A 13,106-nucleotide genomic window follows, 5' to 3' on the forward strand; every position below is an offset into this window, starting at 1 on the left:
AATTTGCCTCAGGCGCTGACTGCGGCAGCGACATAAGCCGTCTGCTCGGCGGCCGCAACATGGCCGATCACCAGAATCGCCGGGCTCTTCAAGGCAAATGCCTGTGCGTCTTCGTGCATCCGCGACAGCTCACTGCGGCATTCGCGCTGTTGGGGCAATGAGGCGTTTTCGATCATTGCCACCGGCATATCTGCCGCCATCCCGCCTTCGAGCAATTGCTGGCGAATCTCCTCCAGCTTGGCCACTCCCATATACACCACCAATGTCGTCCCGCCCTCGGCCAATGCGCGCCAATTAAGGCTGCTGTCGTCCTGGGTATGGGCCGTGACCAGGGTCACACCGCGGCTGACGCCACGCAACGTCAGTGGAATCGCGCAATTCGTTGCCCCCGCCAGCCCGGCGGTGATCCCGTTGACCAACTCTACCTCGACGCCGCGTTCGCGCAGCCACACGGCTTCTTCGCCACCGCGGCCGAAAATGCACGGGTCACCCCCTTTCAGCCGCACTACGCACTTGCCTTGGCGGGCGTAACGCAGCATCAGGCGGTGGATAAAGTCCTGCGGGGTCGAGCGGCAGCCGCCGCGTTTGCCGACCGTGATCACCCGTGCCTCCGCGCAGTGCTCCAGCACTGCGGGGTTGACCAGGTCATCGATCAGTACCACATCGGCTTCGTGCAGGGCCCGTACAGCCTTGAGGGTCAACAGCTCCGGATCGCCAGGGCCCGCGCCCACCAGCCAGACTTTTGCGTTCATGGGTTTTTCCTCGTCTAGAGCTGACGTCAGTTGTGAAAGAGTGAATACAGAAGAATCAGGTTGATCAGCATCGAGACCAGGCCCAAGGTGCGCCAGACCTTCAATGGTTCGCGCTCCAGCAGGGGCCTGGGGCGGATGCTCAGCTCCTGGCGGTCGGCCTGTTCCAGCACCAGCAGCCATTCCTCGGCGGTTTCATAGCGATGCGCCGGTTGTGCAGCCACGGCGCGCTCCAGGCTCAGGGGGAGCCAATCGGGGAGATCCGGGCGATAGCGGCTGGCGCTGACAGCCTGGGCAAATCGAGGCCGTTGGAAGGCTTCGATTTCCCCGTAGGGGTAATGCCCGGTCAACAGGTAATACAAGGTGACGCCTACGCTGTACAAATCCTGCTGGGCTGTCGGACGGTCGCCATTGAACGCTTCGGGCGCGATAAAGCTCGGGGTGCCGGGCAGTACGTGGGCCCGGTCCTCGGAAAGACCGGGGCAGTAGGCCAGACCGAAATCCAGCACGCGCAATTCACCGTCATCCCCCAGCAGCAGGTTTTCCGGCTTGATGTCGCGGTGAAGGATCTGCCGTCGGTGCAGCATGCCGACTGCGCGCAGCAAACGCTCGGCGACGGACTGCCATTGCGCCAGGGGCAATGGGCCCTGGTGCTGGAACAGCTCGGCCAGGGTTTGCCCCGGATATTCCCGCATGACGTAGTACAAATGCTGGCGCCCGCTGGCGGCGTGCACCTCAGGAAAGGCACGCCCGGCTACCCGTCGCAAAAACCACTCTTCCGACAGTAATGCCTGGCCGGCGTCGCTGTCGTCGTCGCGGCTCAGTGGCAAGGTTTTCAGCAGCCAGGGTTGCTGTTGGGCATCGCGCACCCGGTACAGCAACGACTGCCTGCTTTGCGCCAGCACGCTGTCCACCTGCCAGCCTTCAAAGCGTTGCCCGGATTTCAGTAGCGGTGGCAAGGGCCATTGCTGCAATTGCACCAGGGCGTCGCCGAGGGTGGCGGCGCCAAGCGTGTCGATGCGCACCAGCAAGGCGCTGGCATTGTCCTGGCTGCCCGCCAGGTGTGCGGCATTGACCAGCGTGGTGACCGCCAGGTCCAGGTCGGTTTGTTCGCGCAGGATCGCGCTGATGCTGTGATCGCCCAGGGTGGCCCAGACGCCGTCGCTGAGCAGCAGGAAGCACTCACCTTCGCGCAATTGACCGTCGAGAAAATCCAGCACCAGGTGCTGATCCAGGCCGAGGGCACGCTTGAGTACGTGCTGCATGCCCGGTTGTTCCCACACATGGTCTTCGCTGATGCGCTGCAACTCACCGTCCAGCCAGCGATACGCCCTGCAATCACCGACATGGGCCAGGGTGAAACGCTGGCCGCGAAAGACCAGGGCACTGAGGGTGGTCAGCAACGGCAGGCCGCCGCCATTGGCCTGCAACCAGCGGTTTTGCGCCAGCAGCAAGCGCTCCAATGCCTGTGCCACACCCCAGGTTTGCGGCGTGGCGTAGTAATCCAGGGCCAGGGCCTGCAAAGTCGAGCGTGCGGCCAGTCCGCCGTCGGCGCACTGGCTCACACCGTCGGCCATGGCGCACAGGTAACCTTTGCTCGCCGCCAGTTCCGCTGCGGGGGTGACGACCCGCAGCGCATCCTGGTTTTCCGCCCGTGGGCCGATGGCGCTGGCGTGGGCGACGCTCAGTTGCAGGCTCATCAGACGCGCGCAGCGGTCACTGCGGCCGAACCCCAGGTGGTTCTCCAGCGACGCTTGACGCCATGCAGGCCGAACCAGGCCAGTACGCCCAGGCTGGCGAACAGCCACAAGGCCAGTTGATAGCTGTCGGTGCTCTGCTTGATCGCGCCCATGCCCGCGGCCAGGGCGAAACCGCCGATGCCGCCGGCCATGCCGATCAAGCCGGTCATCACACCAATCTCACGCCGGAAACGCTGTGGCACCAACTGGAACACCGCGCCATTGCCCGCACCCAGGCCGAGCATGGTGCAGACGAAGAGCGCCAGTGCCGCATAGGAGCTGGGCAGGTTGAAACCCACCGCCGCAATGCAGATCGCCGCGACGCTGTACATGCCGAGCAGGGTGCGGATTCCGCCGAAACGGTCGGCCAGGGCGCCGCCCAGTGGGCGCATCAGGCTGCCACCGAACACGCAGGCGGCGGTGTAGTAGCCGGCAGTCATGGGGCTCAGGCCGTATTGGTCGTTGAAATAGCCGGGCAGGGCGCTGGCCAGACCGATAAAACCGCCGAAGGTTACGCTGTAGAAAAACATGAACCACCAGCTGTCGCGGTCGCCCAGGGCCTTGAAGTAATCGGCCATGGACTTGGCTTTCGGCCGCTCGGGTGCATTGCGTGCCAGCCAGGCGAAGACGATCAGCGTCAGGATCAGTGGAATCAGCGCAAAGCCGAACACATTGCTCCAGCCAAACGCCGCCGCCAGCACCGGGGCCAGCAACGCCGCGAACACCGTGCCCGAGTTGCCGGCACCGGCAATGCCCATGGCCTTGCCCTGGTGTTCGGCCGGGTACCACTGGGACGCCAGCGGCAACGCCACCGCAAAGGATGCGCCGGCCATGCCGAGGAACAGCCCCAGCAGCAAGGCTTGTTCGTAGCTGTGAATCCCCAGTTTCCAGGCGCCGAACAAGGCGACGATCACAATCACCTGGCCAATCAGCCCGGCGGTCTTGGGCGACAGCTTGTCCGCCAGCATGCCCATCAGGAAGCGCAGCACCGCGCCGGCCAGGATCGGCGTCGCCACCATCAGGCCGCGTTGTTGGGTGGTCAGGTGCAGGTCGGCGGCAATCTGCACCGCCAGGGGGCCCAACAAATACCAGACCATGAAGCTCAGGTCGAAATACAGGAACGCGGCAAACAGGGTCGGGGTGTGCCCGGATTTCCAGAAGCTTGATTTCATCACGCACCTCAACGGTTGGGAGTCTTGTAAGAAGGCCTGGTGATGGAGCCGCCGGCTGAGGCCGCCCCACCGGCCCCGTGCTACCGGGGCCAAAACAAAAAAACGCCGCCACCGGGTTCGCAAGGGCAAACCGGGTGTGCGACGTCTTTGTCGTGAAGGGGCAACCGCCGTTGGTTACCTGTGGTGATTACTTGGCAAGTCCTGTGCCAACCTGTTGTTTCGGGTGTTCAGCCGAGCAGTTCACTCATGGCGATGATCTGCTCCGCCACCTGGATCAGTTTTTGCTGGCGGCTCATGGCCTGGCGGCGCATCAGGGTGTAGGCCTCTTCCTCATTGCAGGCCTTCATTTTCATCAGCATGCCCTTGGCCAACTCGATGCGCTTGCGCTCGGCCAACTGTTGGTCACGGGCCTGGAGCTGGGCGCGCAAGGCCTGGTCGCTCTCGAAGCGAGCCATGGCCACGTCGAGGATCGGTTGCAGGCGCTGCGCCTGAATGCCTTCGACGATGTAGGCGCTGACCCCGGACTTGATGGCCTGGCGCATCACGTCGGGGTCGTGCTCGTCGGTAAACATTACGATGGGCCGGGGCTGGTCGCGGCTGACCAGTACCACTTGCTCCATCACATCGCGGCCCGGTGACTCGGTATCGATCAGGATGACGTCCGGGCGCACCGTTTCGACGCGCGCAGGCAGGTCGATGGTCAGGCCGGATTCATCGATCACTTCAAAGCCAGCCTCGATCAGCGCTGTCCTCAGGCGGCCGACTTTGCGTGGCGTGTCGTTGATCAACAGGATTCGCAGCATGGACATCCTCCTGTCAGCGCAAGGCTTGGCGGCTGGTAGGGTCCGCCATGGCATGCAGGCGGAAGCTGCGCGCGTAGCCGGCGGGATCCGAGCCGTCCCAGATCTTGCCGTCGATCAGTTGACTGCTGCGCATGTCCTGGCCGTTGTCGCCGAGGCCCAGTGCCTCGGCGGCCTGACGATACAGCGCCAGCTGTTGCACTTGGCGCGCAACGCCGAGGTAATCAGGGTCTTCGCGCAACAGGCCCCAGCGTCGAAACTGGGTCATGAACCACATGCCATCGGAGAGGTAGGGCAGGTTGACCTCGCCATCGGCAAAAAAACGCAGGGCGTGGGGGTCCTGCCATTGGTTGCCCAGGCCGTCGTCATAGGCGCCCAGCAAACGCGGCTCGATGCAGTCGAGCGGGGCATCGAGGTACTCGCGGCCACTGAGCAATTGTGCGGTGGAGCGGCGGTTTTCGGTGTTTTGCTCGATAAAGCGGCTGGCCTCGAGGATCGCCATCACCAGCACGCGGGCGGTGTTGGGGTACTGGTCGACAAACGCCTGGGTGCAGCCGAGCACCTTTTCCGGATGGTTCGGCCAGATCGCCTGGGTGGTCGCCAGGGTAAAGCCCTGGTGTTGCTTGACTGCACTGGCGCACCAGGGCTCGCCGACGCAAAAGCCATCGATACGCCCGGCCTGCAGGTGCGCGAGCATTTGCGGGGGCGGTACCACGACGCTGTCCACATCCTGTAGCGGATGAATGCCTTGGCTCGCCAGCCAGTAGTACAACCACATGGCGTGAGTGCCTGTGGGAAAGGTCTGGGCGAAAGTCAGTTTTGTTCGGCTTTGGTGCACGTGGCGGTCCAGCGCCTCAGGAGTGACCACGCCCTGCTGTTGCAGGCTGCGGGACAGGTTGATGCTTTGGCCGTTCTGGTTCAGCCCCATCAAGACTGCCATGTCGGTAGGTGCGACGCCGCCGATGCCCAGGTGCACGGCATAGACCAGCCCGTACAGGCTGTGGGCGGCGTCCAGTTCGCCGCTGACCAGTTTGTCCCGCAGGTTGGCCCATGAAGATTGGCGCTTGAGGTTGAGGGTCAAGCCATAAGGCTGGGCGAAACCTTGGGTCGCTGCCACCACCAGGGATGCGCAATCGCTCAAGGCCATGAAGCCCAGGTCAAGGCTGCTCTTTTCCGGCGCATCACTGCCGTTGACCCAGGCCAGCGGGTCGTTCGTCGGGCTGTTGCCAACCGAATCGTTCATCAACACCTACCTTTTCTTTCACAAAAAAGCGTCGTTCCCTCAGATGGCGATGCAAGGCCATTGCGGGTAACGACGCCTTTGTCCGTAAGCCCGCTCCGCCGTTGGTGCGCGCCTTGATACGGAGTCCGTAGCAAGGCACATGCCACGGGCCGATGGGCGCCGCCAGCCGTCAACTTTTCATCAAGATTGAAACTCGGCTGCCTCTCAGTATGGCCGCTTCTTACTGCCAGGCCGCCCAGGAAATCCCAGGTGTACGCTCACTTTTCCGTAACAACTCCCTGTCTCTGGCTGCTGCTTGCCGCGCTGATGCTGGGAAGTGCCGGTGCCCGGGGCGAAACCTACCAGGCGCAGGACGAGAGCCTGCATACCGTCTTTACCGCCTTGTCCGTGCCCATGGGCCTGCCCATCGTCGTGAGCGGTGAAGTGGCGCGCATACGCATCAGCGAGGTCATTGACCTCGCTATGCCGCTGCACGCCCTGGAGACGCTTGCGTTGCAGTACGGCTTGATCTGGTACAGCGATGGCCAGGCGCTCTACCTCTACAACGCCAGCGAAGCAAAACGTTCGGCAGTGGTGCTGCGGCATATATCTGTCGAGCGGTTTCGTGGCCTCATGCGCCGTTCGGGTCTTGATGAGACGCGCTACCCCCTGCGCGTGAGCGGGGCACGCACATTCGATGTATCCGGGCCACCTCATTATGTCGACCACGTTTTGCGCCTGGCCCAATTGATGGATCGCGAGCGTGCTGAATTACAAGTAGGTAACCAGGCGTTTGCTGTCGTTCAGGTACTCAACACCCACGTGGCAGACCGCGGCTATGCCATGGGTGACGAAAAGGTCACGGTGCCGGGAATCGCGTCGACGATCGAAACCCTGTTGGGTTCTGAACAGAAGGGACCGCTGGCCGACAAGAACCTGGTGGTGATCGCATACCCGGATACCAATAGCCTGCTGATCAAGGGTAAACCTGCGCAGTTGGGGTTCATCGAGCGCCTGGTGGCGGAGTTGGACGCGCCCAAGCGGTCTATCGAAGTCTCGCTATGGATGGTGGACGTGGACCGTGACGAACTGAAAAAGCTGGGCTTTGACTGGGACAAGGATGGGAAGGCCCAGGCCACGCGCATTCTGGAGCCGATGGACGATAACCGCGTGATGGCGCAAATCGCCACGCTGGAGCGCCGGCGGCGAGCAAGGGTGATGACGTTGCCGGTGATTCTCACCCAGGAGAATGTGCCGGCCATGTTCCAGGATAACCACACCTTCTACCTGCCTGCTCCCGGAGCCGACCATGCTGATTGGAAGCCCGTGCAATACGGCTCCCAGGTCAGCGTACTGCCGCGTTTTGCCGAAGCGAACCAGATCGAGATGCTGCTCCATGTCGAGGATGGTCGACAATTGAGCGAGGCGGGGCGGCGCGGCAAACCGACCGCGGTCGGACGGGTGAGTGCCAGCAGTGTGGTGAGGGTCGCGCAGGGCAAGCGCCTGTGGCTGGGAGCGTTCAGCCGTGAGGCGCATGAGCCGGGACGCAGCACCGCTCCAGCCGGCCCGGCCAAGGTTCGCCTGTTTGTCATTCAGGCCCGGGCCGCAGGTAGCGAGTTGAAGGCGTTGGCCACAGGCGTGGGCGCACCACCGTTGAGTGCGGCGCAATACGAGCGCGTGCAACGTGCGTTTGTACGCCCGGGTCGCGATAGCTCTCCGTGAATAAGGTGTTGACCCATGCATTTGGAAATTCTTCTACAGGAACAACTGATCAGCCGCAGGCGCCTGGCAGCCTTTGCTGCTGGAAAGGTGCTGCCATTGTCGCCGGGCATCATCCACTGCGTGGAAGTTCGGGTTAATGGCCGGTTGCTCGCATTGGGCGAGTTGGTGCAACTGGAGGATCGGTTGGGTGTTGAGTTGCACGAGGTCTATAAATGGGGGAGCGCCTGACGTATGTGGGTGAAGTGTCTTACAGGGTGTTGCTAAAAAGCGTCGGCTGTATGGGGTTTTTCCTAGCGTGGGCTGCAAGGTGGTTTTTTATAGTCGTGATGTGGGCACAAGAGCCAGTACTGGAAAATAAGGACTTCAATGTCAGTAGTCGGATGTCGAGGTAGATATGGCCGTCGTGAATGATGAGTTGACGACGTCTCTGCTCTTTTCCCAGTGGACGCTGCATGGCGATGGTCGCCTGACCGGCGACGGCAGCGACGTCCAGTTGCCACCCAAGGAGCTGCATGTTTTGCGGCTGTTGTTGGTCTCTGGCGGTGTACTGATGACCAAGGATCGTTTGCTCGAGTTGGCCTGGCCCCAGGGGGAGGTCGCCGAGGAGTCGCTGACCCGTTGCATTTATTCGCTGCGCAAGCATCTTGGCGCTGACAAAGGCTTTATCAAGACCATTTATGGTCGCGGGTATCGCTTTACATGCCCGGTGAAGGCTGAGCGAGCAGGGCCCGGGCCTATGGATACCCTGCCGCATGTGTGTTCGGCCTGTGGACAAGTCAGTCATGGCTGAGTTCTGGCGCCGGCTGCTGTGGCTTGGCCTGGTGACGAGCGGCAATCAGGCACTGGCCTATTGCTGGGAGGAAACCGCCCATCGCTACGATATCGAGCCGGAGTTGCTACAGGCTATCGCCGCCGTGGAGTCGGATTTTCGCCCGGATGCGATGAACTACGCCAACGGTAACGGCACACGGGATATCGGCCTGATGCAGATCAACAGTATCCATTTGCCTCGCCTGCTCAAGCTGGGTATCACCGAGGAAAGGTTGTTGAGTGAGCCTTGCCTGTCGGTGGAAGTCGGGGCGTCCATACTGGCCGAGTTTATCCAGCGCTTTGGCTACAACTGGACGGCGGTGGGGTCCTACAATGTCGGGCCCGGCTCCGGCCCTGAGCGCGACGCGTTGCGCATGCGCTATGCGGAAAAAATCTGGGCACGTTATGAGGCCCTGGTACAGCAACGCTACTGACGTTTGGGCGGCGCGCCTCGCGTGCACCCCGCCACCCCGCTATAATCGCCGCCACCTTTCGCCGCCATCCGAGTCTAGCCCGCCCATGTATACCCTGGCCCGCCAGCTGTTGTTCAAACTCTCCCCGGAAACCTCCCACGATCTGTCCTTGGACCTGATCGGTGCCGGTGGCCGCCTGGGGCTCAATGGCCTGGTATGCAAGGCGCCGGCGAAAACGCCGGTGTCGGTGATGGGGCTCGACTTCCCCAACCCGGTCGGACTGGCTGCCGGCCTGGACAAGAACGGTGCGGCCATCGATGGCTTCGCGCAGTTGGGTTTCGGTTTTGTGGAGATCGGCACCGTGACGCCGAGACCGCAACCGGGCAACCCCAAGCCGCGTATCTTCCGCCTGCCGGAAGCCGAGGCGATCATCAATCGCATGGGGTTCAACAACCTGGGCGTCGATCATCTGCTGTCGCGCGTCGAGGCCGCAAAGTACAAGGGCATCCTCGGCATCAATATCGGCAAGAACTTCGACACGCCGGTCGAGCGCGCAGTGGATGACTACCTGATCTGCCTGGACAAGGTCTACGCCCACGCCAGCTATGTCACCGTCAACGTCAGCTCGCCCAACACCCCGGGCCTGCGCAGCCTGCAGTTCGGCGATTCGCTCAAGCAACTGCTCGAAGCCCTGCGCCAACGCCAGGAAGACCTGGCCGTGCGCCATGGCAAGCGTGTGCCGCTGGCAATCAAGATCGCCCCGGACATGAGTGACGAAGAAACCGTGCTGGTGGCCCAGGCCCTGGTGGATGCGGGCATGGATGCGGTCATCGCGACCAACACCACCCTCAGCCGTATCGGCGTCGAAGGGTTGGCCCATGGCGATGAAGCGGGCGGCCTGTCGGGGGCGCCAGTGCGTGACAAGAGCACTCATATCGTCAAGGTGCTGGCCGCTGAGCTGGCCGGGCGTTTGCCGATCATCGCGGTGGGCGGCATCACCGAAGGCAAGCATGCAGCCGAGAAGATCGCTGCGGGTGCCAGCCTGGTGCAGTTGTACTCGGGTTTTATTTACAAAGGCCCGGCGCTGATCCGCCAGTCAGTGGATGCAATTGCGGCATTGCGCGTGTAGGAGCGAGGGGGACGCCTAGTTCTTGCTCGCGAAGAACGTCAACGATAGCGCTGCGCATCTGGCTTAACGCGGCGCCCTCAGGTTCTTCGCGAGCAAGCTCGCTCCTACGGTAGTCCTCATTATTCTCAGGCCAATAAAAAGGGCTCCTTAAGAGGAGCCCCTGGGCCGAAGCCCGCCGCCTGGATAGGGCGTGCGTGGTTAAGTCGCTACATATTCGAGGTGGTGTCGGAATTAAATGCCCTTGATTAGCCGACGGCGTGAAGTTCGTTGAGTCTGTGGATTCCCGCAGTGCCAGTCATACCGTCCCAGTTGTCGCCGCGTCCTTCTCGCCAGCCGTTGATCCAGGCTTGGCGTACCGACGGTAGAGTAAATGGGCAAAGCTCACGGGATTTGCCATGAACGCCATATTGATATCCGCGTAAAAATGCTCTTTCCAACGGATCACGCTTAAGTCTTCTCATAGGGTGTTTCCCTCACTTGTTGACTGTCTTGATATCCTTTGGCCTCGTCTGAGGCCGGGCAGAGTTTTTCTGCCGTTGGTGGGCTCGCTGCCGGCGTGGCGAGCCTAGGTGTCGGCGTCGTTACGGCGCCAACCTGTGTTGAGTTCTAACCAATAGGTCACATGGATTCAATGATCGTTTTGTCATAAGCACGTAACGATAACGATGCTATAGCCATAAGCTGGGATGGCTTTTCGCCCCATTTGTTGGGCAAAGCCAGCTATGATGCACCCTGCAAAGAGGATGGGTTTAATCCTTTAGTGAGAATGTCCTTCTGTTGCTGTCGGTTATTATTCGACGAAGGGTCGGAATATTTCTTTTTGTTGCGTCAAATTCTCTCTCTGCCCCGTCAATAAAGGCTCCAAGGCCCGTCAGACGGGGTGGAACGGCACATTCGTGCCACGCGAGCACTCTTCAAGAAAAGTGCTTGATTGAAAACCGAGCCGGCGATGCGTCGCCCGTTCACTTATTGCTGAAAAGCCTGGAATGCCCCATGTCGGACCGTTTTGAACTCTTCCTCACCTGCCCCAAGGGCCTCGAAGGCCTGCTGATCGAGGAAGCCGTCGGGCTTGGCCTTGAGGACGCCCGCGAGCACACCTCGGCCGTGCGCGGCATGGCCGACATGGAAACCGCTTATCGCCTGTGCCTCTGGTCGCGCCTGGCCAACCGTGTGTTGCTGGTGCTCAAGCGCTTCCCGATGAAGGACGCCGAAGACCTCTACCACGGTGTGCTGGATATTGAATGGGCCGATCACATGGTTTCTGACGGTACCCTGGCGGTGGAATTCAGTGGTCACGGCTCAGGCATCGACAACACCCACTTCGGCGCGCTGAAGGTCAAGGATGCGATCGTCGACAAGCTGCGCACTCCGACCGGCGAACGCCCGTCCATCGACAAGATCAACCCGGACCTGCGCATCCACCTGCGCCTGGACCGTGGCGAAGCGATCCTGTCTCTTGACCTGTCCGGCCACAGCCTGCACCAGCGCGGCTACCGCCTGCAGCAGGGCGCCGCGCCGTTGAAGGAAAACCTCGCGGCGGCGATCCTGATTCGTGCCGGCTGGCCGCGCATTGCTGCCGAAGGCGGCGCGCTGACTGACCCGATGTGCGGCGTGGGCACCTTCCTGGTGGAAGGCGCGATGATCGCCGCCGACATGGCACCTAACCTGAATCGCGAATTGTGGGGCTTCACCACCTGGCTCGGCCACGTCCCGGCGCTGTGGAAAAAACTCCACGCCGAGGCCACTGAACGCGCGGCCATCGGCATGAACAAGCCGCCGTTGTGGGTGCGGGGCTACGAAGCCGACCCGCGCCTGATCCAGCCCGCCCGCAACAACATCGAGCGCGCCGGCCTGAGCCACTGGATCAAGGTGTACCAGGGCGAAGTCGGCACCTTCGAGCCGCGCCCGGACCAGAACCAGAAAGGCCTGGTGATCTGCAACCCGCCCTACGGCGAGCGTTTGGGTGACGAAGCCAGCCTGTTGTACCTCTACCAGAACCTCGGCGAGCGCCTGCGCCAGGCCTGCATGGGCTGGGAAGCGGCGGTGTTCACCGGCGCGCCGGACCTGGGCAAACGCATGGGGATCCGCAGCCACAAGCAGTATTCGTTCTGGAACGGCGCATTGCCGTGCAAGTTGCTGCTGATCAAGGTCAACCCGGATCAGTTCGTCACCGGCGAGCGCCGTACCCCGGAACAGCGCCAGGCCGAACGTGAGCAGGCGGTTTACGACCAGGCCCCGGCCGAGCCGCAGGAGCGCCAGTACAACAAGAACGGCAACCCGATCAAGCCCGCCCCGGCCCCCGTGGTCGAGCAGGCGCGCCTGAGCGAAGGTGGGCAGATGTTTGCCAACCGCCTGCAAAAGAACCTCAAGCTGCTGGGCAAGTGGGCCAAGCGTGAAGGGGTGGATTGCTACCGCGTATACGACGCCGATATGCCTGAATACTCCATGGCCATCGACCTGTACCACGATTGGGTCCACGTGCAGGAATACGCCGCCCCCAAATCCATTGATCCGGAAAAAGCCTCGGCCCGCATGTTCGACGCCCTGGCGGCCATTCCCCAGGCGCTGAACATCGACAAGAGCCGCGTGGTGGTCAAGCGTCGCGAGCGCCAGAGCGGTACCAAGCAATACGAGCGCCAGAGTGCCCAGGGCAAGTTCACCGAGGTCAGCGAAGGCGGCGTGAAGCTGCTGGTCAACCTCACCGACTATCTGGACACCGGTCTGTTCCTCGACCACCGTCCGATGCGCATGCGTATCCAGAAGGAAGCGGCCGGCAAGCGTTTCCTCAACCTGTATTGCTACACCGCCACCGCCAGTGTGCACGCAGCCAAGGGCGGCGCGCGCAGCACCACCAGTGTCGACCTGTCCAAGACCTACCTGGACTGGGCACGTCGCAACTTCTCGCTCAACGGTTTTTCCGACAAGAACCGCCTGGAGCAGGGCGATGTGATGGCCTGGCTGGAGGCCAGCCGCGATGAGTTCGACATGATCTTCATCGACCCGCCGACCTTCTCCAACTCCAAGCGCATGGAAGGCATCTTCGACGTGCAGCGCGACCACGTGCAGTTGCTTGACCTGGCCATGGCGCGCCTGGCACCGGGTGGCGTGCTGTACTTCTCGAACAACTTCCGCAAGTTCCAGTTGGAGGACAATCTCAGCGAACGCTATGCGGTCGAGGAAATCAGCGACAAGACCATCGATCCGGATTTTGCGCGTAATGCGAAGATCCACCGGGCGTGGAAAATCACTGCTCGCTGATCGCCGCCACGAAAAAGCCGCAAGCCTGGACTATTCCGGGCTTGCGGCTTTTTTACGCTGGTCAAACCCTGGGCCGATGGCTATAACTTAAG

The 13,106-nt window shown here is 62.0% G+C and carries 12 protein-coding genes; 6 read left to right on the plus strand and 6 right to left on the minus strand.

Annotated elements, in window-relative coordinates; genetic code table 11:
- Positions 1 to 8: 8 nt before the first annotated feature.
- The 5 genes from cobA to Q8X51_RS00360 form a co-directional block, all read right to left on the minus strand.
- Positions 9 to 752: a uroporphyrinogen-III C-methyltransferase gene (gene cobA, locus Q8X51_RS00340; protein WP_065924776.1), complete on the minus strand. Its 744-nt coding sequence runs from the start codon at positions 750 to 752 to the stop codon at positions 9 to 11.
- 26 nt (positions 753 to 778) lie between these two features.
- Positions 779 to 2,449 (minus strand): bifunctional protein-serine/threonine kinase/phosphatase, encoded by a 1,671-nt coding sequence (locus Q8X51_RS00345; protein WP_065924775.1) that lies wholly within the window; start codon positions 2,447 to 2,449, stop codon positions 779 to 781.
- Positions 2,449 to 3,660, minus strand: a complete 1,212-nt coding sequence (locus tag Q8X51_RS00350; protein ID WP_407693391.1) for a nitrate/nitrite transporter — start codon at positions 3,658 to 3,660, stop codon at positions 2,449 to 2,451. Before Q8X51_RS00350 ends, Q8X51_RS00345 begins: the two co-directional genes overlap by 1 nt.
- Before the next feature lie 227 nt (positions 3,661 to 3,887).
- Positions 3,888 to 4,463, minus strand: a complete 576-nt coding sequence (locus tag Q8X51_RS00355; protein WP_027603690.1) for an ANTAR domain-containing response regulator — start codon at positions 4,461 to 4,463, stop codon at positions 3,888 to 3,890.
- Between the two features lie 13 nt (positions 4,464 to 4,476).
- Positions 4,477 to 5,703: a CmpA/NrtA family ABC transporter substrate-binding protein gene (locus tag Q8X51_RS00360; protein WP_065924774.1), complete on the minus strand. Its 1,227-nt coding sequence runs from the start codon at positions 5,701 to 5,703 to the stop codon at positions 4,477 to 4,479.
- 306 nt (positions 5,704 to 6,009) lie between these two features.
- Here Q8X51_RS00360 and sctC point away from each other — a divergent pair, with 306 nt between their 5' ends.
- From sctC to Q8X51_RS00385, 5 genes are all read left to right on the plus strand, one after another.
- Positions 6,010 to 7,404, plus strand: coding sequence for a type III secretion system outer membrane ring subunit SctC (gene sctC, locus Q8X51_RS00365; protein WP_407693507.1), 1,395 nt, complete (start codon positions 6,010 to 6,012; stop codon positions 7,402 to 7,404).
- 15 nt (positions 7,405 to 7,419) lie between these two features.
- Positions 7,420 to 7,632 (plus strand): FliM/FliN family flagellar motor switch protein, encoded by a 213-nt coding sequence (locus tag Q8X51_RS00370; protein WP_027603693.1) that lies wholly within the window; start codon positions 7,420 to 7,422, stop codon positions 7,630 to 7,632.
- 166 nt (positions 7,633 to 7,798) lie between these two features.
- Entirely contained in the window at positions 7,799 to 8,194 is a 396-nt protein-coding gene (locus Q8X51_RS00375) for a winged helix-turn-helix domain-containing protein (protein ID WP_065924771.1), read from the plus strand.
- Positions 8,187 to 8,648, plus strand: coding sequence for a transglycosylase SLT domain-containing protein (locus tag Q8X51_RS00380; protein ID WP_027603696.1), 462 nt, complete (start codon positions 8,187 to 8,189; stop codon positions 8,646 to 8,648). Before Q8X51_RS00375 ends, Q8X51_RS00380 begins: the two co-directional genes overlap by 8 nt.
- 85 nt (positions 8,649 to 8,733) lie before the next feature.
- Complete coding sequence (locus Q8X51_RS00385) at positions 8,734 to 9,756, plus strand: quinone-dependent dihydroorotate dehydrogenase (protein WP_407693392.1); 1,023 nt, start codon at positions 8,734 to 8,736, stop codon at positions 9,754 to 9,756.
- Positions 9,757 to 10,001: 245 nt separating this feature from the next.
- Here the strand turns inward: Q8X51_RS00385 and rmf are convergent, their stop codons facing one another.
- Positions 10,002 to 10,217, minus strand: a complete 216-nt coding sequence (gene rmf / locus Q8X51_RS00390) for a ribosome modulation factor (RefSeq protein ID WP_002553055.1) — start codon at positions 10,215 to 10,217, stop codon at positions 10,002 to 10,004.
- Between the two features lie 532 nt (positions 10,218 to 10,749).
- On the opposite strand from rmf, the gene rlmKL reads away from it, so the two are divergent.
- Entirely contained in the window at positions 10,750 to 13,014 is a 2,265-nt protein-coding gene (rlmKL, locus tag Q8X51_RS00395; RefSeq protein ID WP_065924769.1) for a bifunctional 23S rRNA (guanine(2069)-N(7))-methyltransferase RlmK/23S rRNA (guanine(2445)-N(2))-methyltransferase RlmL, read from the plus strand.
- Positions 13,015 to 13,106 lie beyond the last annotated feature (92 nt).

The sequence above is a fragment of the Pseudomonas sp. Yb2C2 genome (genome assembly GCF_052112325.1).
Classification (GTDB): Bacteria; Pseudomonadota; Gammaproteobacteria; order Pseudomonadales; family Pseudomonadaceae; genus Aquipseudomonas; species Aquipseudomonas marginalis.

Excerpts from the sequence above, each read along its gene's own strand:
- rmf (WP_002553055.1), bottom strand. The coding sequence starts at position 10,217 with ATGAGAAGACTTAAGCGTGATCCGTTGGAAAGAGCATTTTTACGCGGA.
- Q8X51_RS00350 (WP_407693391.1), bottom strand. The coding sequence starts at position 3,660 with ATGAAATCAAGCTTCTGGAAATCCGGGCACACCCCGACCCTGTTTGCC.
- Q8X51_RS00375 (WP_065924771.1), top strand. The coding sequence starts at position 7,799 with ATGGCCGTCGTGAATGATGAGTTGACGACGTCTCTGCTCTTTTCCCAG.
- rlmKL (WP_065924769.1), top strand. The coding sequence starts at position 10,750 with ATGTCGGACCGTTTTGAACTCTTCCTCACCTGCCCCAAGGGCCTCGAA.
- Q8X51_RS00385 (WP_407693392.1), top strand. The coding sequence starts at position 8,734 with ATGTATACCCTGGCCCGCCAGCTGTTGTTCAAACTCTCCCCGGAAACC.
- Q8X51_RS00360 (WP_065924774.1), bottom strand. The coding sequence starts at position 5,703 with ATGAACGATTCGGTTGGCAACAGCCCGACGAACGACCCGCTGGCCTGG.
- cobA (WP_065924776.1), bottom strand. The coding sequence starts at position 752 with ATGAACGCAAAAGTCTGGCTGGTGGGCGCGGGCCCTGGCGATCCGGAG.
- Q8X51_RS00370 (WP_027603693.1), top strand. The coding sequence starts at position 7,420 with ATGCATTTGGAAATTCTTCTACAGGAACAACTGATCAGCCGCAGGCGC.
- Q8X51_RS00345 (WP_065924775.1), bottom strand. The coding sequence starts at position 2,449 with ATGAGCCTGCAACTGAGCGTCGCCCACGCCAGCGCCATCGGCCCACGG.
- Q8X51_RS00355 (WP_027603690.1), bottom strand. The coding sequence starts at position 4,463 with ATGCTGCGAATCCTGTTGATCAACGACACGCCACGCAAAGTCGGCCGC.
- Q8X51_RS00380 (WP_027603696.1), top strand. The coding sequence starts at position 8,187 with ATGGCTGAGTTCTGGCGCCGGCTGCTGTGGCTTGGCCTGGTGACGAGC.
- sctC (WP_407693507.1), top strand. The coding sequence starts at position 6,010 with ATGCTGGGAAGTGCCGGTGCCCGGGGCGAAACCTACCAGGCGCAGGAC.